Genomic DNA, 17,891 nt, shown 5'->3' with positions numbered 1-17,891 from the left:
GTGCAGAGGCCGGACTGTGGATCTCGGTCGTGGTCAGGCTCGTCGCCGGGCGCGTTCGTCGCCCTCGCGGTAGAGCACCAGGTGCTCGTGGAAGAGAACGCCGTCGCGGACGTCGCCGGTCGCGGTGAAGCCGGTGTCGTCGACGTAGTCGAGGTGGTTGCCGGTGACGGCGTAGCTGCCGGTGTAGGCGCTCTGACGGTTGCCGCGGGCCTCGTCGTAGCGGCCGTTCGGCAGCAGTTCCTGGCGGATGGAGCCGTCCGCGGTCACCCACATGCCGACGTACGGGTGCGGGTCGCGGGGCGTGTCGTTGCTGGTCATGGCTCTACGGTCCGCCCGGCGGCCGGTGACAACCAGGCCGCGGTCTCCCCAGGTGAGGGCTTCCTGGGTGCCGCGCACCCAGTATCGCGAGCATCCGGGCTCTTCGTGCGGTGCGGCAGCGGTGCGGGCCGCCCGAGACCGCCCCAGGTCCTCTCCGCCGTACGCGGCTGGACGGATGGTGGGTGCCTGACACCTGGGGACACGGCGGCCTGGTTCCGATGCCATCGCGAGACGAACCTGGTGGTCAGGCAGCCGCAGTAGCTGCCGAACAGCCGCCGACTCCACTGGGGAGCATGCAATGAGCATGACCGACACCGACACCGACACCAGCACCGACACCGACACCAGCACCGACACCGACACCAGCACCGGCACCGACACCGTGAGCTGGAACCCCAACGCCCTCGACGAGATCCTCTCGAACGACGAGGGGCGTCCCGTCCTGTTCACCAACGCCCGTATCCTGACGATGGACCCGCTGATCGGGACCATGACCGGCGCCGACCTGCTGTTCGTCGGCTCCCTGGTCGTAGGGGTCGGCCCCGCCATCGTCACCGCGGCGCAGGACGACAACGCGATCGTCGTCGACTGCACCGGCATGACCATCGCCCCCGCGGTCGTGGACACCGTCGCGCTGGCCGGCGGCCGTGGTCACCGCTCGGAGTACGTCGCGACGCTGGCCCCGGGCAACACCCCCGACTTCCTGGTGGTGCCCGACGAGTTCGCCGCCGATGTGCCGAGCGCGGTGGCCACACTCATGACCCGGCCGGAGCAGGTCGGCGCACTCGTCGCGGCCGGTCGGCCCGTCCTGTGGGCCGGCACCGACGCCCCCGGCCGGGCCACCGCCCCCGAGGCGGGCATCCCGGCCTCCGGCGACCTGACCGGCAGCCCGCGCGTCGGCGTCTGGATCGACAAGAACGACTTCCTGCACCAGGAGCTCACCGCCGACGGCCGCTACGACGAGACCCGGGGCGGCCGTCCGCACGCCTACCAGGGCCGGTACTGGATCGACGGCGACCGCATCGACTACCTGGACGACCTCGGCTTCTGGGCCTACGGAGAGTTCCAGGGCGACGAACTCCACCACGCGGGTTACGTCATGAAGCTGGGCTGACCCTCCCTCCGGTCTCACTCTGCGCCCTCTCCGCCTTCCCCGGCGTACGGCCCACTCTTCCGGCCGCTCACTCTCCCCGCCCCCTTCACCTCCCGGCCCCCTTAACCTCCCGGCCCTCTCACCCTTTCGGAGACAAGACCCCTCATGAACGTCAACGTCACCACCAGTGCCGCCGTGCTCGAAGAGCTCCGGCGTCGGCCCGCCGACCGGCGGCGCATCCTGTTCACCGGCGCGACCATCGTCACCATGGATCCCGGCCTCGGTGTCATCGACCGCGGCGACCTCCTTGTCGACGGCGACACGATCACCGCGGTCGGCCCCGGCCTGAGCGCGGGCGACGCCGTGGTCGTCGACGCCACGGGCACGATCCTCGCCCCCGGCTTCGTCGACACCCACCGCCACGCCTGGGAGGCCCAGCTGCGCCGGATCATGCCGGACGTCGACGACCTCGGCGGCTACGTCATGGCCACCCTGGCCGGCTATGCCACGGTCTACCGGCCCCAGGACATGTACATCGGCACCCGGCTGGCCGCGCTGACCGCGATCGACAGCGGCATCACGACCATGCTCGACTTCTCCCACAACTCCCGCACCCGCGAGCACTCCGACGCCGCCATCCAGGCCCTCCTCGACACCGGCATCCGCGGCGTGCACGCCTCCATGGGACCGCACTTCGGCGCGTGGGACCGGCAGTGGCCCGGCGACCTGACCCGCCTCAAGGACCAGTACTTCAGCAGCGACGACCAGTTGCTCACCCTGCGCCTGGCGACCCTGGCCACCGACGAGATCGCCGGACCGGCCCTCGCCTACGGTCCCGAACTCGCCGGCGTGGCAAAGGACCTGGGCATCGGAGTGAGCGTGGACGCCGTCTTCGGCACATCCTCCTCCGAAGCGGTCCTGCGCTGGGCCAAGGACGGCATTCTCAATCCCGAGGTCACCCTCATCCACTCCACCGGACTGACCTCCGAGGCATGGAAGGCGATGGGTGAGACCGGCACCACGGTCGCCCTTGCCCCCACGTCCGACGCACAGATCGGCCTGGAGACCGCGATCCCCGCCGTCGACGAGGCCCTGTCCGTCGGCATCCGCCCCGGCCTGAGCATCGACGTCGAAGTCGCCCTCGCCAGCGACATGTTCACGCAGATGCGGGCCCTGCACGCCATCCAGCGGATGCGCGCGGTCAACGCCGTCTACGGCACCGACCAGCAGCCCTCCCGCATCACCACCCACGACGTCCTCGACTTCGCCACCCTCCAGGGCGCCCGCACCAACGGCCTGGCCGGCGTCACCGGTTCACTCACCCCGGGCAAGAAGGCCGACCTGCTGGTCGTCCAGGCCGAGGACCTCAACAACATGCCCCTCAACGACCCCATCGGCACCCTCGTGCTGGGCTCCGACGCCCGCAACATCACCGCCGTCCTCATCAACGGCGAGCCCCGCAAATGGGACGGACAGGTCCTCGACGTCAACCTGCCCGCCCTGCGCAGCGAGGTGCACGCCTCGCGCGCGTACGTGCTGAACACCCCGGCCGCCTGAGCATCTCCCCGCCATCCGACCGTTCCCCTCCATCGTCCCCGGCCGTTCCTCCCACGGCCGGGGGCACTCACCCGATCCCGGTGGTGCCATCGGCCGATCGTGCCGCGCGCAAAAACGCGGGGCGGCGACCAGACGCCCCCTTCTGGAGTTCCCATGTCCCACCCCACTTCCACCACGTCCCCCCGGCACACAACAGCCGCGTCCAGCACCCCGGACCAGCCGCCCTCCTGGGCGCCCGCCGCCCCGACTATCGCGCTGCTGACCGCACTCGGCGTCCTGATGGTCGGCCAGATGTACACCGTCCTGGCCCTGCTGCATCCCATGGCCACCGCGCTCGGCACCACACCAGAGCAGGTCACCTGGACGGCGACGGCGTTCGGCTTCGCCTACGCCGCCGGGTTTCTGCTGGCCGGTCCGCTGTCGGACCGCTACGGTTCGCGCGCCGTGATCACGGCCGGGCTCGTGGCCGCCACGGCAGCCACCCTGGCGGTCAGCGCCGCCCCCAACCTCCCCACGGCCATCGCCCTGCGCAGCCTGCAGGGACTCACCGCAGCGACCTTCGCGCCCTCCGCGCTCTCCTACGTCGTCCACCACATCGCGCCACAGCGTCGCGGCACGGCTCTGACCTGCATCACCAGTGGCATGTTCGCCGCCGCCGTGCTCCTGCAGATCGGCGCCCAGGCCGTCGCGGAGGGGCTCGGCTGGCGCGCGGTCTTCTGGCTCGGCGCCGCCCTCATGGCCCTGAGCCTGATCCCGGTGCGCCGAGTCCTGCGGCCCACCCTCCGTCACGGCACCGGCGGCGGGCTGAGCCAGGCGTTCGCGGCGATGCCGCGACTACTGCGCCGGCCGCGCATGGTCGCCCTCTACCTGTCGACCGTGGCCCTGATGGCCTCCTTCGTCGCCATCTACACGGCGGTGGCCATCGCCGGGCCGACCGGCATCGCCGGGAACTCCTCCGCGATCCTCGCCCTGCGAGCCAGCGCGCTGCCCGCCCTGGTCGCCATCCCCGTGCTCGCCCGTGCGCTCCAGCGCCTGGCGGCACCCCCGCGCGCGGTCCTCGCCTTCGCGCTGGCCGCCCTCACCGTCGCGGCCGGCTCCTTCCTCGGCGGTCACACCGTGCCGCTGGCCATCGCTCTGCTCCTGTTCGTGGCAGCCGTCGCGGCAGCGGCACCCGCCGTCGTCGAGACCATCAACGCCACGGCCCCGCACGCCCGCGGCGCGGCCGTCGCCCTCTACGGATGCAGCATGTTCATCGGCGCCAGCCTGGGCCCGCAGCTCACCGGCGCGCTGACCGGCCTCGGCTTCGGCGGCATCCTGCGCGTCGTCGCCGCCACGCTCGTCCTCGGCGTCCTCCTGGCCCTGCCGGCCCTCCGTCACCACCGCACCCAATGACCCGGAGCCGGACCGCCGGCCCACCCCCGATCCCGCACAGCAAGGCTGCCGGCTGGGTATCGCCGCCCCCCCCGTGACCCCTCCGCATGGAACAGGGACTTCTACCAACTCCTGTCTGCCCTCGCTGAGATGGCCCCGCGCGACGAGCTAGTGTCCTCGCTTGTGACTGAACCCTCCTCTGTGACCGAACCCTCCTCGCATCTCGGTGCGACAGCGGACGCTTACGACGCCGTCGCAGTCCGCTACGCCGAACTCTTCCGTAATGAGCTCGACGTTCTTCCGCTGGATCGCGCGATGCTCGCCGCGTTCGCCGACCTCGTACGGACCATCGGCGCCGGGCCCGTCGCGGAGCTGGGATGCGGCCCGGGACGCATCACCGCGCACCTGCGGGACCTGGGGCTGGATGTCTTCGGCGTCGACCTGTCGCCGGTGATGATCGATCTCGCCCGCGAGGCATACCCGGACCTGCGGTTCGAGGTCGGCTCCATGGACGCCCTGGACCTGGCCGACGGCACGCTGAACGGCATCGTGTCCTACTACTCGGTCATCCACACCCCACCGCAGGAGGTGCCCTCGTACTTCGCCGAGTTCCGGCGGATACTCGCGCCTGACGGCTACCTCTCGCTCGCGTTCTTCGAGTCGGAGGGTGAGCCGGTCACAGCGTTCGACCACAAAGTGGTGACGGCGTACCGATGGCCGATCGACGACCTCGCGGGGCTGGCCGGTGAAGCCGGGTTCGTCGAGGTCGGCCGGATGCTGCGTGCGCCGCGCGAGGAGGAACGCCAGTTCCGTCATGGTCATCTGCTGATGCGCGCAGCCAAGTAGCTCAGGTGTGGACATGGGTGGCCACGGTCTTGGGGCCAGGGGAGATGAGACGGAATGATCGGGACCGTGTTCCGAAGCGAGGACGTGCCTGCGGAGGACAGGTTCGAGTACTGGCGGGAACTGGTCGGCCGGACGCGATCGAGCGACCTGATCAGTGCCCACACCGCCGACTACTGGGCGGAGTACCGGCTGATGGAGCTGGGGCCGGTGACCGTATGGCCGTCGTCGTTCCTGCCGACCCGCTACCGGCGGAGCGGAAAAATGGTGCGACGGTCCGACCCCGAGTTGTACCACCTGACGCTGTTGCTCGATGGAGGACTGGCTCTCGAACACGCCGGACGGACCGACACATTCGGCCCGCGTGACCTGCACATGGTCGACGGCTCGCGGCCGTACGACCTCCGGCCGCTGGACGACCGGGATCGCCGTGCCGTCAAGGGGGTCGGCGTGGACTTCCCCAAGGCGTTGCTGCCCCTGCCGCCGCACCTCGTGCGGGAGTTGCTGGGCCGGGGGCTGTCGGGGCAGGAGGGTACCGGCGCTCTGCTGACCGAGTTCCTCGTCGGCCTTGACCGGCAGGCCGAAACCCTTCAGCCGTCCGACGCGCCACGCCTGGGTACGGTCGTACTCGACCTGGTGTCGGCCTGGTTCGCCCAAGTACTGGACGCAGAGGCCGCCCTTCCGCAGGAGACCCGCCAGCGGGCCACAGCACAACGCATCCAGGCGTTCATCCGGCAGAACCTCCACGACCCGGAGCTGACGCCGCCCGCGATCGCCGCCGCGCACCACATCTCGCGCAGCTACCTGTACCGGATCTTTCAGGAGCAGTCGCAGGGCGAGACGGTCGCGGCCTGGATCCGCCGCCGGCGGCTGGAGAGCGCCCGCCGTGACCTGGCCGACTCCTCGCTGCGCACCACGCCGATCCACGCGGTCGCCGCCCGCTGGGGCTTCCCCCGTGCCTCCGAATTCACCCGCGCCTTCCGCACCGCCTACGGGCTCTCCCCCAAGGAATACCGGCTCCAGGCACTCTCCGAGCGGGAGCGGATGCTCAGCCGATCCCCTGTGGACTGACTTCCTCCCCACTCAGCTGACGGGCGGGCGGCGATCGGTCCAGGGGTGTGCCAGTTCGAGGGTGCGAGACACCTGGAGCAGGAGGTCCTCCCGCCACGGTGCGGCGACGATCTGGACGCCGACGGGCAAGCCGGTGGCGTCGTCGTGGTGGACGGGGACGGAGATCGCCGGTTGGCCTGTCACGTTGAACACCGACGTGAACACGCCCATCGGATAGCTGTTCCGCAGTGCCATCAGGGGATCGGCGTCAGTGCCTGCCCGCCAGGCACCGACGAGCGGCGGGAGGCACGCCATCGTGGGCGTGACCAGGAGGTCGAAGCCGGCGACAAAGCCCTCCACTATGCGCCGCGACAACTGCTGGGTCTTCCGCACCCCTTCCGCGTAGGACCACGAGTCGATCGATCGTGCCGCGTCACGCAGGGCACGATTGTGGGGCTCGACACGGTCCGGGTCCGCGAGCACGATCCCGCTACCGCCGACGTTCCAGATGGTCGTGAACGCCGCCACCAACTCGTCGGTCGGGGGGAGCGGTAGGCGAGTGTCGACGATGTCGTGACCGGCCGATTCGAGCGTCCGAAGAGTGACGGTGACGGCTTCAGTACACGCCGGGTGCACGTGTATCCCGTCGATCGGGGAGTCCGTGAGCACACCGATCCGCAGCCCGGTCGGCAGGTCCGTCTGCATCGCGGTGGCGAAGGACCTGTGCGGGGTCGGGGGTGACCACCACGCGGCCGGATCATGGCGCGCCAGCACATCGAGGGCGGCCGCGGTGTCGGCCACCGTGCGAGTGAGCACGCCGCTGGTGCCGAGACCTTCCACGCTGACGGTCGCGTTGGTGACCAGGCTGCGAGTGGGTTTGAGCCCGACGAGACCGTTGCACGACGCGGGGATGCGGATCGACCCGCCGCCGTCTTCGGCATGGGCGATGGACGCCATCCCGGCGGCGACCGCAGCGCCCGCTCCGCTCGACGATCCGCCCGGCGTTCGATCCGGGTCCCACGGGCTGCGCGAGATGCCCAGGGCTTCGTTCTCGGTGAAGGGCAGGGCACCGAACTCGGACGTGGTGGTCTTGCCGAGCAGGATGAACCCCGCGTCCACGAACCGTTGCACGACCGGGTCCGATGCCGTGGCCGGCGCCCGCCCGGCACCGGCGGACCCATGGGTGGTGGGCCATCCGGCCACGTCGAGCAGGTCCTTGATCGGCAGCGGGACGCCGAGGAACGGCGGGAGGTCTTCGGCCGACGCGGTCCGCGCCACCGCATCGGCCGCGGCAGCCGCGGCTTTGCGGACGTCGTCGTCGGCCCGGTGGCAGAAGGCGTTCAGCCGGGGGTCGAGCTCGTCCATCCGCTCGAGACAGCAGTCGGCCACCTCGACCGGGCTCACCTCCTTTCGTCGTATGGCTGCGGCGAGTTCGACGGCCGGCGTGAACGGGTCGAACGGGTCAATCGGCGAGAGCGTCACGATCGGTCCCTTCTGGTCCGCGGTGCTTGCAGAAGCCGTCAGTGTCGTCGCGTCTCCGATATCCCGTCTTGGACGAATGTCGCGTAGCTTGACGACATGCGATCCGCCGAGTCGGCTCATGACGCTGCGGCGGTGTGGGACATCGCCACCCCGTCCCGGCCCGGCCTGCTGCCAGGGGTCAGCATGGCCGGATTCAGCGCTCGTACCACGGAGTTCTTCGACCTGAGCGTGATCCCGTACCCGGCTGTCACGGTGGCCGTCAGCCTCGGCGACGAGCCGTTCACCGTCGACGACAGCAACGGCCGGCAGCAGAGCGGCAGTGTTGTCGTCGGACTCGTGCCCAGCGGCGTTCGAGGGCGCGGCCGTGACATCGAGTGCTTGCAGGTGCGGCTGTCGCCGGTGATCGCGCACGCCGTGCTGGGCGTCTCTTCGGAGTTGGGCGGGACGGTGGTCTCCCTCGATGACCTCTGGGGCCGCGATGCTGCGCGAACCCAAGAGCAACTGCGCGCTGCCAGGTCATGGGACGACCGGTTCGCGATCGCGGAGGCGGCGCTCGTTCGACGACACGAGGCAGGCCGAGCGATCGAGCCCGAAGTCGCCTTCGTGTGGCGGCAGATGGTGACGAACCTGGGAGGGGTCCGGGTCGAGCGGCTGGCAGCCGAGGTCGGCTGGAGCCGTAAGCGACTGTGGTCCCGGTTCCGAGCCCAGATCGGTCTCCACCCCAAGCGCGCTGCTCAGCTTGTCCGTTTCGATCACGCGGCCCACCGTCTGGCCGCGGGGCACAGCGCCGCACGGGTGGCGGCGGAGATCGGCTACGTCGACCAGTCCCACCTCCATCGGGATGTCATGGCCTTCGCCGGTGTGACGCCCACGGCCGTCGCGGCTGCGCCATGGCTTGCGGTCGACGACGTCGCGTGGGCCGCCCCCGAGTACCTGTCCAAGTCCTGACCCGACGGTCTGCACCCGGCAGGCGCGAGGCCGGTGGCGCGTTGGCCATGGGGGAACATTTCTACAAGCCGCCCGGCAGCCGAGCTTGTGACACTGCGCGTATGTCCAAGAACCGGGATGACTCCCCACCGCCGCGCCTTCAGCGGCCGCGGTACGGCGTTGACGCTCCAGCGTTCCCTGCGACACTCGGCGCCGTCGGCGCGGCCTGCTGCGTGGCCGCCGGCCGGTGGCGGCCAGGACGGAACGCGATGGTGACTGCGGGGACGGTACTGCTTGCCAGCACCGGCATCTACCTGCACACCACACTGCACGGCAAGCTCCGCATCTGGAGGCAGGAGCTGGACCGGGCCGACTTGAAGGGTGACGAGCAGCTGCTGGACCTGGGCTGCGGTCGCGGCGCGGTGCTGATCGAGGCGGCCCGGCGGCTGCCGACGGGACACGCCGTGGGCGTGGACCTGTGGTCCGGAAAGGACCAGAGCGGAAACCGGCCCGAAGCCACGCTCGCCAACGCCGCTGCGGCAGGGGTCGCCGACCGGGTGGAAGTACGTACGGCCGACATGACCGCGTTGCCGTTTGCGGACGGCTCCTTCGACGTCGTGACGAGCGCGCTGGCGATCCACAACATCCCGTCGCCCGAGGGGCGATACCGCGCGGTGGACGAGGCCATGCGGGTGCTGCGCCCGGGCGGGCAGTTGCTCGTCGCCGACTTCTGGCCCATGGCCAGGAAGTACGCCGAGCACATCGGCCAGGGCACACTGCGCGGACTCGGCCCGGGGTACTGGTACGGCGGCCCGTGGCTCGGCATCACATTTCTGCATGCCGTCAAGCGCCGCTGAGCATGTTGCCCACGGAAATGCGACAGGTCAGCCGTCTACTATGGCCCTACGTACTCGACGGCGAGAGGGAGTCGGGCCGTGCGGCGGCTGGGGGATCTGGAGGCGGAGATCATGGATCGCCTCTGGACGTGGGACCGTCCGGCAACAGTGCGCGAGGTCGTCGACGACATCAACAAGACCCGCCCCATCGCATACACCACGGTGATGACCGTCACCAACATCCTCTACACGAAGGGCTGGCTGCTGCGGGGCAAGCAGGGGCGCGCCTGGCTGTACGCGCCGGTCCGCAGCCGTGAGGCCTACGCCGCCGCGCTCATGGAGGACGGCCTGGGGGAGAGCAAGGACCGCTCGGCCGCGCTGCTCCACTTCGTGGAGAACATGTCGGAGGAAGAAGTGGCCGCTCTGCGCAGGGCTTTGCGAAACATGGGCCGACGGGCGAAGCCGTGAACGCCGCTCCCGTCCTGGTCGGCTACACGGCGGTCGTGGGTTTCGTCGCTCCGCACCTGCTCCTGCGGGCCCGCTGGCCGCACCGGGCGCCCGCTCTGGCCGCGGCGGTCTGGCATGCCCTGACGGTCTCGTTCTCGATGGGCGCCGCGCTCGCCGCGTACCACCTGGCCATGTCGACCGAACATCTGCACGCGGGAGTCATGGGCCTGCTGCACTCCTGCGGCATGGATGTCGGCGCCGGCGAGCCCGACCCCGGCTCCGCCGACCGGCTCGCCATCGCCCTGCCGGCCGCCATCGGGACCGCCCTCACCGCGAGCTTGTCCTTCCATGTCGTACGAGCCCGCCGCGCACGGGCGCGCCACCGGGAAGCCGTGGACCTGGTGGGCCGCCACTCACTACGGCTGCGTGCCACGGTCATGCCGTACGACGTCCCCGCCGCCTACAGCCTGCCGGGCCGCCACGCCCGGATCGTGATCAGCGAGGCGGCCGTCCGTGAACTCACGCCGGAACAGCTCGGCGCCGTACTGGAACACGAGCAGGCCCATATCTCAGGACGTCATCACCTGGTCCTGGCGGCGACGGAGGCGTTCCACTCGGTCTTCCGTCCGCTGCCGCTCGCCCGTCACGCCCGGGAACAGACGGCGCTCCTTCTGGAGATGGTCGCCGACGACCGGGCCCTGCGCGGTCACTCCGGTGAGGTGCTGGCCACGGCGATGTACGAGATGGCGGCGGCCCGCACGCCGAAGGGCGCGTTCGGCGCGGCCGACCACACCGTCCTGATCCGCCTGAAGCGGGTCCTCGGCCCCCGCAAGACCCCGCACCCCGCCCTGTGGGCTGCCATGGCTGTCATGGCCGTGGCGGTCCCGCTGCTTCCGCTCCTGGTCGTCTGCCCGCCAGGCGTCGGCTGACCGCCAACTAGGCTTCCTGAGTTGCCCTCCGCCGTCGGTCAAGGCGTCGCCATGTGCCGCCGATGGCTGAGCGGGCGGGAGTTACCCAACGTGCTAAGGGAGTAAGCAGAACGACCGCCGAAGGGAAACTCCGTGATCCAGCAACGCATCGTCCTCCTCTCTGCCGCAGGGCTCGCCTCGGCGCTACTCCTGGCGGCGTGCGGCAGCTCAACGGAAAAGACCTCCACCGGTACGAGCCCCGGCAACGCCGTTCCGGTCGCCACGGCCGCCTCGGAGTCCGCGACCCCCGCACCGACCGCCAACGGTGACTCCGGCAGCGGGAACACGGCTGCGACCACCATGCTCATGGCCAAGACGGTGGGAGGCATGGGCAGCGTGGTGACCGACGACAAGGGGATGACCCTCTACCGCTACGACAAGGACCAGGCGAATCCGTCCAAGTGGACGTGCGCCGGTGAGTGCACGAAGACGTGGATCCCCGTCATAGCGCAGGACTCCGTACAGACCACGGGCGTTGAGAAGAGCCTTCTCGGCACGGTCCACCGCGACGGCAAGAAGCAGCTCACCCTCGGCGGCTGGCCGCTCTACCGATACACGGGCGACACCCAGGCCGGACAGACGAACGGCCAGGCCAAGGACAAGTCGTGGTACGCCGTCACCCCGTCCGGGGCGAAGTCCACCATGACGGGCTGAGCCAGGTCGGGCTGAGCCCAGACGCACGGCCGTGGGGTTGCCGACACGTGGCGAGCCGTCGGACGCCTGCCGTGTTCTCCCGTGCAGCGATCCGCTGCCGGGTCCTTCTGTACGGCGGTCCGCTGCCGCGCCCTTGGCTCGCGCTGTCGGCGCCACCCTCGCGACCGGCAGGATTAGGGCCGCCTTCGCCGCGAAGTGGGACAGTCCGAGCAAGGCGCCCAAGCCGTACGGGAGGAGAGAGCCCAGCGCGCCGGCGCTGGCGCCGACCACCGCAAACTCGCCGAGGATCAGCCGGAGGACCTCCGCCGCGCTCCATCCCGCCCAGCGCAGCGTGCCGATCTCGGTGCGACGGGATCGGATGCTCAGGCCCGAAGGCAGCGCTACGGTCTGAAGCCCGGGGGGAACTGCCGACGGTGACCTCGGCGCGCAGGTTCGGGCGGCGACCGCGTTGACCCCGGCCCAGGAGCCGGAGTCGACGCCCGTCGCACCGGCCACCCGGATGCGGACGGCGCTGACCGGTGTCTTCTCCTGGGCCGTGGGCGCGTGCTGGCTCTTGGTGAACCCGGTGATCGAGTTGATGGTGGTGAGGAGGGTGGGCGGCGGGCTGAGGTGGCTGCCGAGGTTGCGGTCCGGGCGCAGCGGCTGGTTGTCGAGGGCAGCTCGGGCGGCTGCGTCCGCACCGGTGACCTGAGAGAGCAAAGCCGGCGGGAGTGTACGTATCAAGGACGGGCTGCAACACGATCACCCGAGGAGTGTGCGGGATGTCCTCGCCGAACCGCACTCCAATAGACGACGGCTGCTTGTGCGTCCGGTACGGAGCGGCCGAACATCGCCCGAGGCCCGTTGGCCGGTTGAGGGAGACGGACGCGCGCGGACCTTCGAGGACATCCCGGCTTCGAAATTCCGTCGAGTTCCTCGCAGGCGTTGCCTAGCCTGGTGATATGGCCCATACGAAGACCTCCTACGTATGCCTGCCCTGTCGGGCCTCGTACAAGCAGCCTTACGACAGGAACAGGCAGCGGATATGCCCTCGTTGCGCCGAGCCGCTGATTCACGCGGGGTCGGCCTTCGCCCCGCCCCCGCGTAGGGACACCGCGGCCTGGAGGACACTCTCTGTCCTGCTGCATGCGGGCGTGCGCTTCCACAAGAGCTGCTGCGGCGGGGCCGGTTACCGTCCGCGCACTGTGCGGGAAGTCCGCGAGCGGATGACGTACGCCCGACGCACTGGCGAGCCCTTCGCCAAGGCACTGGTACGCCCCGACGTGCCGTGACCGACATTCCCACGACGAACGGCTGGTCGTGCTCGTCTCCGCCGAGAACGAAGGCAAGGTGCTGAGGTCAGGAGAGGGCGAAGGAGGCCAGTCCGGCCAGACCGACGGGGCTGGGGTCACATAGTGAGAAAGAACCGTTCGCTTTGTGAGATGGCTGGACGTCGCCATGGTTGCTTTCCGCAGAGGTCCTGCGTAATTACCAGATCCTCCGGCTAAAGAGAAGGTCAAGGTCAAGAGGTAAGCTTGTGGCTTGCTTGTTCGAACCGGCAGGATGGAGCCGTCTTCGGGTCGGCTCATGTTTACGGGGGGTAGCCGATGTACGTAATTCTCGGGTGTGTATACCCGTTCTTGCAGCGAGTCCGTCAGGATCTCCTGGAACATTGACTCGGCAAGTCCCTCTCTCACGTTTTTCGGCTGAGCACCCTATTCGCCGAATTTCTCCTTACCTCGATGTCTATCCACCATGCGTGACCCGCATGGGAGTAGGGGATTTCGTGGAAACCCGACAAGCTGCAACTGTAGTCGAATCTTCCGACCAGGTCGTCCGCGTCCCCATCGTTTCGATCCGATGTGCTGATTCTCCCCGTTTCGGGGAACCTGACGACGAGCGCGTACGTCTTCTGGCTGAGGCGGGCGATGCATTACCACCTGTCCTGGTCCACAGGGCCACCATGCGCCTTGTCGACGGTGTGCACCGGCTGCGGGCGGCCGTCCTCCGTGGCAATGACACCATCGCGGTGGAGTTCTTCGACGGCGCTGAGTCCGACATCTTCATGCACGCGGTCCGTGTCAATGTCCGACACGGGTTGCCACTGTCTCTCCGGGAACGCAAAGGCGCGGCGAGGCGGCTGCTGAGGACGCACCCCCACTTGTCCGACCGGGCTCTGGCCCGGGTGGCGGGGCTGTCCCCCAAAACGGTGGGGAGCATCCGCGCATGTTCGGCTGAGGAAAATCCTCAGCCGAACATGCGGGTGGGAATTGACGGGCACGCGCGCCCCGCCGATTCCGGTAGGCGACGCGAGATTGTCGTAGCGGTTCTGGAGGAACACCCGGACGCCTCGGTGCGCGAGGTCGCGAAGCTCGCCGGCGTCGCCGTGAGCACCGCGTACGAGGCCAAGCGTCGACTGCGCGAAGAGGCCGTCGGCACCCCGGCCTCGGCTTCCCCCGGCCGCACGGCCACCGGCGACACCATTAAGTCCGAGATCAAGGTGCTGATGGCCGATCCCTCGCTCCGCTTCACGGAATCCGGGCGTTCTCTGCTCCGCCTGCTCATCGCCCGCTCGGTCTCGGCGGAAGACCTGGAACATTTCGTTGGTACGGTGCCTCCGCACTGTTCCCAGACAATGGCCGAAATCGCCCAACGCGTTGCCCGGAGCTGGGAGATCTTTGCCAGGCAGGTGCAGGATCGCGCCCGCATGCACGACAAGGACTGACGAGGGCGCTCGCACGGCTTCCGCCGCCCGACAGCCCATGTGCGCTGGTTGCGCGCAGCGTTTCCTGGCCCGTCCGCCCAGGGTGTGAAGCCTCCCGCGATCATGCGGCCGTCCGCCGGGCTCCGTGGGCGAGGCTGTGGCCGGTGAGAGTTCTGCCTTCGATTTCACACCGCCCCGGGATGAGGCGCCCAGAAGCCGGTCCTGCGGAAGGACTGGGGCACAGGGTCCGCGCGGAGGCGCTGTACAGCGGAGGACAACTGCACAATCGGTGGATCCGTGTCTTCGACCAGGTGCCGCGCGCTGAGGTATCTGCCGACCTCCAGGTCACACTCGGCAACGATCCCGCGATGCTCGCTCTACGGGACGCGTACAAACTCGGGTTGACCGGTCCCAGCCTCACCGCGCAGAGCGCCTGCTTGTCGTCCCTCGTGGCGGTACATCTCGCCGTGCAGGCCCTGCTCACGCGGGAGCTGCGCGTCCCGGCGGACGAAACCCACCGGCCGGGTGTTCAGGCCGGAGACGAAGTCGGCGAGGAGGTGATCGCTGTGCGTTGTCGGTAGCGTACTTGAGCGATCACAGCCTCGGGAGGGAGAAAGTGGATGGTGCCGGAACTGACGCGCAGTTGGGTGGTGGGCCTGGCGGTCGCCCGGCGCAGCCCGGTGCCGGTCGAGCTGCCGTGGGGGATGCGCGTCGATGTGGGGCGGCCGCGGGAGCGAGCCCGGTACGTTCTCCTGCGCACCGGCGACGACGACCTGCTCGCCGTCGCCGAGCAGGCCGCTGAACCGACTTCCCGGATCCTGACCTTCCTCGCCCCCGAGCGTGCCTCGGCCCTGCTCGGGCCCGAATGGCAGTTCCGGGACACCGAGTTGCTGATGACCGCCTCCCCGCGCCGGTCCACCGCCCGGGTGCCGAACGGCTACGAGACGGCCGTCGCCACCGACGGTGCTGTCACCCACGTCCGGGTGTGCACCACCGAGGGTGAGACCGCGGCCGCCGGCTACGTGGCGGTCGACGGGGTGGTGGCCGTGGTCGACCGGGTCGCCACCTACCCCGCACATCAACGCCGCGGCCTGGGAACCCTGGTGATGCATGCCCTGACCGAGGCCGCCCTCGCCTCCGGCGCCCGCACCGTGGTACTCAGCGCGACCGAGGAGGGCCGGGCGCTCTACACGTTTCTCGGCTGGGCTTCGTGCGCCTCGCTGGCGGCATTCGTGCGTCTGCCTTCTTGATCTGCACCCGGAAAGCCGCCTCTTCCGGAAGTATTTGTTGAGTGCGGGAATATTGAAACCTGCATCATTTATGGACCGTTGTGGGTCCGGTGTGCGTTGCGGCAGGTTCTTTCCTGCTGCAACCGTGTAGGCGGCATTCTTGAAACACGGAACTTTCCGACCGCTTTCCCTTCCCGTCGACTGTGAGGTCTTTGTCACGTCATGCCGCAGAAATCCAAAGTGATATACGAGAAAGACGGTCATGTCGCCCGAATCACCATGAACCGGCCGGAGGTCCTCAACGCGATGGATCTTCGTATGCACGAGGAACTCGCCGAGGTCTGGGACGACTTCGAGTCCGACGACGAACTGTGGGTGGCGGTGCTGTCCGGAGCGGGCACCAGGGCCTTCTCGGTGGGGCAGGACCTCAAGGAACTGGCAGCCAGGGTGCGGGAGGGCACCGCGGGCGTGGCGACCTTCGGCAGTCGGGGCAGGCCCGGCTGGCCTCGGCTGACCGAGCGATTCGAACTGTCCAAGCCGGTGGTGGCCAAGGTGCAGGGCTACGCCATGGGTGGTGGTTTCGAACTCGCCCTGGCCTGCGACTTGTTGATCGCCTCCGACGATGCCGTCTTCGCCCTGCCCGAGGCCAAGCTCGGCCTGATGGCAGGGGCTGGAGGAGTGTTCCGCCTCACTCGGCAGCTGCCGTGGAAGACGGCTCTCGGTCATCTGCTGACCGGGCGCCCGATGACCGCCCGGCGGGCCCATGAACTGGGGCTGGTCAACGAAACGGTGCCGGCCGCGGAACTGGACGCCTGTGTGGAGGGCTGGGTGGCCGACATCCTGCGGTGTGCCCCGCTCTCGGTGCGGGCGATCAAGGAGGCTGCCACCGCCTCCGCCGCAATGCCGCTCCCCGCCGCCTTCGTGACGCGCTATGTCTGGGAAGAGCGGCGGATGCACAGCAAAGACGCGATAGAGGGTCCGCTGGCCTTCATCGAGAAGCGTGAACCGGGATGGCAGGCAAGTTGAATGATTGACGGTCCTGGCGCACCATGCACTCCTGCCAGGACGGGAGTGCACTGGTGGGTGCCGGAGGCTATCAACCGTTTCTGTGAAGCCGGAGGCTATCAACCGTTTCTGTGAAGTCGATTCCGCGATGCGGTCTACGCGTAATCGGGAGGAACATGGCACGGTGATGCACTGACGGGATCATGACTCGCCGCTTCCTCTTGATCGCGGATTCCCCGCTGACACGGGCCGTGGAAATCGGGGCGGGTCGGATTGTCGTGGTTTATAGGGGGAAGAGTGATGGACCAGTATGTCCCGAATCAGGCAGTCGACTTGCGAAAGCGCGCGCCGGTCGGCACCACACGACAGTCGACCCGAGTGGTCGAACGCCCTCTGGGCGGCGAGTCCGTACGGCTGCCGGTCGGCGCGCTGTTGCCCGCCGACTCACCCCGCGCCAACGGAGTCGATCAGGCCCATGTGCGGCTGCTCGCGGAGGCGGAATCCGCCCTGCCGCCAGTGCTCGTGCACCGAGCCACGCTGCGCGTGATCGACGGGATGCACCGCCTGAACGCGGCTATCGCCCGCGGCGAAGAGACCATCGAGGTCACGTTCTTCGACGGCGACGAGAGTGAGCTCTTCCTCCAGTCGGTCCGGTTGAACGTGACCCATGGTCTGCCGCTCAGCCTGCAGGAGCGCAAGCATGCCGCCGCCCGGCTGATGGGTACTCATGCCCGGCTCTCGGACCGGGCCGTCGCCGCTGTGACCGGGCTGTCGCCCAAGACGGTGGGCGCCATCCGTCATCGTTCGAGTGAGGAAATTCCTCACTCGAACACCCGCATCGGCGCCGACGGTCGCGCCCACCCGATGGACGCGGCCCGCCGGCGCCAGGTGGTGGCCGACGTGGTCGCCCAGCGCCCGGACGCCACGCTGCGCGAGATCGCGGCCATCGCCGGCGTGTCCGTGAGCACTGCCTACCAGGCGCGGCGTCGGATGGAAGAGCAGGCCGCTCCGCAGGAGTCGGTCGGCGGGGGTGGAGAGCGGGAGCCGGGCACCGAGCCTCGGGGTCAGGCCCGGCCGGTCGTCCCGTCAGCGGCGACGTCAACCTCTGTGGCGTCGCGTCAGGCCAAGCTCGCCGTCAAGTCGCTGGCAGCCGATCCCTCTCTCCGGTTCACCGAGTCCGGCCGTGCCCTGCTGCGGCTGCTGCTGGCTCGCGTGGTGGAGGCGGAGGAGCTGGAGGTCTTCTTAGACTCCATCCCGCCGCACTGCGCCGGCACGATGGCCGACCTCGCCCGGGACATGGCTTCCACCTGGGGGCAGTTCAGTCATCAGCTGCGTAAACGCGTGAAGCAGAGCGACCAGTAGGCCGCAACCACGCCGCAGCCACAGGGCGCCGACAGGGCATCGTCCCGTCCGGCGCCCTGTGGCTGC

At 69.3% G+C, this 17,891-nt stretch carries 18 protein-coding genes and 1 pseudogene; 16 read left to right on the top strand and 3 right to left on the bottom strand.

The window, feature by feature from the left end; all coding sequences use genetic code 11:
• Positions 1-33: 33 nt before the first annotated feature.
• Positions 34-318, bottom strand: coding sequence for an Atu4866 domain-containing protein (locus ACFVWD_RS04935; protein WP_389593990.1), 285 nt, complete (start codon positions 316-318; stop codon positions 34-36).
• Between the two features lie 304 nt (positions 319-622).
• Here ACFVWD_RS04935 and ACFVWD_RS04930 point away from each other — a divergent pair, with 304 nt between their 5' ends.
• From ACFVWD_RS04930 to ACFVWD_RS04910, 5 genes are all read left to right on the top strand, one after another.
• On the top strand, positions 623-1,432 hold the full coding sequence (locus ACFVWD_RS04930) for an Atu4866 domain-containing protein (protein WP_389594049.1): 810 nt from the start codon (positions 623-625) through the stop codon (positions 1,430-1,432).
• Positions 1,433-1,576: 144 nt separating this feature from the next.
• A complete protein-coding gene (locus tag ACFVWD_RS04925; protein WP_389593989.1) occupies positions 1,577-2,968 on the top strand; it encodes an amidohydrolase family protein in 1,392 nt (463 codons plus the stop codon).
• A gap of 153 nt (positions 2,969-3,121) precedes the next feature.
• Positions 3,122-4,360, top strand: coding sequence for an MFS transporter (locus tag ACFVWD_RS04920; protein ID WP_389593988.1), 1,239 nt, complete (start codon positions 3,122-3,124; stop codon positions 4,358-4,360).
• 180 nt (positions 4,361-4,540) lie between these two features.
• On the top strand, positions 4,541-5,185 hold the full coding sequence (locus ACFVWD_RS04915; protein ID WP_389593987.1) for a class I SAM-dependent methyltransferase: 645 nt from the start codon (positions 4,541-4,543) through the stop codon (positions 5,183-5,185).
• 54 nt (positions 5,186-5,239) lie between these two features.
• Positions 5,240-6,253 carry a helix-turn-helix domain-containing protein gene (locus ACFVWD_RS04910; RefSeq protein WP_389593986.1) on the top strand — a complete coding sequence of 338 codons (1,014 nt, stop codon included), beginning with the start codon at positions 5,240-5,242 and terminating at the stop codon, positions 6,251-6,253.
• A 12-nt stretch (positions 6,254-6,265) separates the two neighbouring features.
• On the opposite strand, the gene ACFVWD_RS04905 is transcribed toward ACFVWD_RS04910, so the two are convergent.
• Entirely contained in the window at positions 6,266-7,714 is a 1,449-nt protein-coding gene (locus ACFVWD_RS04905) for an amidase (RefSeq protein ID WP_389593985.1), read from the bottom strand.
• A gap of 96 nt (positions 7,715-7,810) precedes the next feature.
• Between ACFVWD_RS04905 and ACFVWD_RS04900 the strand changes: the two genes are divergently transcribed.
• The 5 genes from ACFVWD_RS04900 to ACFVWD_RS04880 all read left to right on the top strand — a co-directional run bounded on the left by ACFVWD_RS04900 (position 7,811) and on the right by ACFVWD_RS04880 (position 11,546).
• Positions 7,811-8,662, top strand: coding sequence for a helix-turn-helix domain-containing protein (locus tag ACFVWD_RS04900; protein WP_389593984.1), 852 nt, complete (start codon positions 7,811-7,813; stop codon positions 8,660-8,662).
• A gap of 248 nt (positions 8,663-8,910) precedes the next feature.
• Positions 8,911-9,498: a class I SAM-dependent methyltransferase gene (locus ACFVWD_RS04895; protein ID WP_389593983.1), complete on the top strand. Its 588-nt coding sequence runs from the start codon at positions 8,911-8,913 to the stop codon at positions 9,496-9,498.
• Positions 9,499-9,576: 78 nt separating this feature from the next.
• Entirely contained in the window at positions 9,577-9,945 is a 369-nt protein-coding gene (locus ACFVWD_RS04890; protein WP_389593982.1) for a BlaI/MecI/CopY family transcriptional regulator, read from the top strand.
• On the top strand, positions 9,942-10,853 hold the full coding sequence (locus ACFVWD_RS04885) for a M56 family metallopeptidase (protein ID WP_389593981.1): 912 nt from the start codon (positions 9,942-9,944) through the stop codon (positions 10,851-10,853). Before ACFVWD_RS04890 ends, ACFVWD_RS04885 begins: the two co-directional genes overlap by 4 nt.
• A 132-nt stretch (positions 10,854-10,985) precedes the next feature.
• A complete protein-coding gene (locus tag ACFVWD_RS04880; protein ID WP_389593980.1) occupies positions 10,986-11,546 on the top strand; it encodes a hypothetical protein in 561 nt (186 codons plus the stop codon).
• Between the two features lie 189 nt (positions 11,547-11,735).
• On the opposite strand, the pseudogene ACFVWD_RS04875 reads toward ACFVWD_RS04880, so the two are convergent.
• Positions 11,736-12,041, bottom strand: a pseudogene (locus tag ACFVWD_RS04875) (FtsX-like permease family protein); the annotation flags it as partial.
• 446 nt (positions 12,042-12,487) lie between these two features.
• Here ACFVWD_RS04875 and ACFVWD_RS04870 point away from each other — a divergent pair.
• From ACFVWD_RS04870 to ACFVWD_RS04845, 6 genes are all read left to right on the top strand, one after another.
• Positions 12,488-12,817, top strand: a complete 330-nt coding sequence (locus ACFVWD_RS04870; protein WP_389593979.1) for a deoxyxylulose-5-phosphate synthase — start codon at positions 12,488-12,490, stop codon at positions 12,815-12,817.
• A 671-nt stretch (positions 12,818-13,488) separates the two neighbouring features.
• Positions 13,489-14,250: a transcriptional regulator gene (locus ACFVWD_RS04865; protein WP_389593978.1), complete on the top strand. Its 762-nt coding sequence runs from the start codon at positions 13,489-13,491 to the stop codon at positions 14,248-14,250.
• A gap of 179 nt (positions 14,251-14,429) precedes the next feature.
• A complete protein-coding gene (locus tag ACFVWD_RS04860; RefSeq protein ID WP_389593977.1) occupies positions 14,430-14,810 on the top strand; it encodes a beta-ketoacyl synthase N-terminal-like domain-containing protein in 381 nt (126 codons plus the stop codon).
• Positions 14,811-14,849: 39 nt separating this feature from the next.
• Positions 14,850-15,479, top strand: a complete 630-nt coding sequence (locus ACFVWD_RS04855; RefSeq protein WP_389593976.1) for a GNAT family N-acetyltransferase — start codon at positions 14,850-14,852, stop codon at positions 15,477-15,479.
• Between the two features lie 219 nt (positions 15,480-15,698).
• A complete protein-coding gene (gene dpgD / locus ACFVWD_RS04850; protein ID WP_389593975.1) occupies positions 15,699-16,484 on the top strand; it encodes an enoyl-CoA-hydratase DpgD in 786 nt (261 codons plus the stop codon).
• A gap of 357 nt (positions 16,485-16,841) precedes the next feature.
• Positions 16,842-17,825 carry a ParB/RepB/Spo0J family partition protein gene (locus tag ACFVWD_RS04845; protein WP_389593974.1) on the top strand — a complete coding sequence of 328 codons (984 nt, stop codon included), beginning with the start codon at positions 16,842-16,844 and terminating at the stop codon, positions 17,823-17,825.
• Positions 17,826-17,891 lie beyond the last annotated feature (66 nt).

It is taken from the genome of Streptomyces sp. NPDC058086, assembly GCF_042885015.1.
Classification (GTDB): Bacteria; Actinomycetota; Actinomycetes; order Streptomycetales; family Streptomycetaceae; genus Streptomyces.
Note: the sequence above shows the minus strand (reverse complement) of the source record. Positions and strands in the feature narration are given on the sequence as shown.

What these genes read in the sequence shown, in the direction of transcription:
- ACFVWD_RS04935 (WP_389593990.1), bottom strand. Translation starts at nt 318, where the DNA reads ATGACCAGCAACGACACGCCCCGCGACCCGCACCCGTACGTCGGCATG.
- ACFVWD_RS04930 (WP_389594049.1), top strand. Translation starts at nt 623, where the DNA reads ATGACCGACACCGACACCGACACCAGCACCGACACCGACACCAGCACC.
- ACFVWD_RS04925 (WP_389593989.1), top strand. Translation starts at nt 1,577, where the DNA reads ATGAACGTCAACGTCACCACCAGTGCCGCCGTGCTCGAAGAGCTCCGG.
- ACFVWD_RS04920 (WP_389593988.1), top strand. Translation starts at nt 3,122, where the DNA reads ATGTCCCACCCCACTTCCACCACGTCCCCCCGGCACACAACAGCCGCG.
- ACFVWD_RS04910 (WP_389593986.1), top strand. Translation starts at nt 5,240, where the DNA reads ATGATCGGGACCGTGTTCCGAAGCGAGGACGTGCCTGCGGAGGACAGG.
- ACFVWD_RS04900 (WP_389593984.1), top strand. Translation starts at nt 7,811, where the DNA reads ATGCGATCCGCCGAGTCGGCTCATGACGCTGCGGCGGTGTGGGACATC.
- ACFVWD_RS04895 (WP_389593983.1), top strand. Translation starts at nt 8,911, where the DNA reads ATGGTGACTGCGGGGACGGTACTGCTTGCCAGCACCGGCATCTACCTG.
- ACFVWD_RS04870 (WP_389593979.1), top strand. Translation starts at nt 12,488, where the DNA reads ATGGCCCATACGAAGACCTCCTACGTATGCCTGCCCTGTCGGGCCTCG.
- ACFVWD_RS04865 (WP_389593978.1), top strand. Translation starts at nt 13,489, where the DNA reads ATGCGCCTTGTCGACGGTGTGCACCGGCTGCGGGCGGCCGTCCTCCGT.
- ACFVWD_RS04860 (WP_389593977.1), top strand. Translation starts at nt 14,430, where the DNA reads ATGAGGCGCCCAGAAGCCGGTCCTGCGGAAGGACTGGGGCACAGGGTC.
- ACFVWD_RS04855 (WP_389593976.1), top strand. Translation starts at nt 14,850, where the DNA reads ATGGTGCCGGAACTGACGCGCAGTTGGGTGGTGGGCCTGGCGGTCGCC.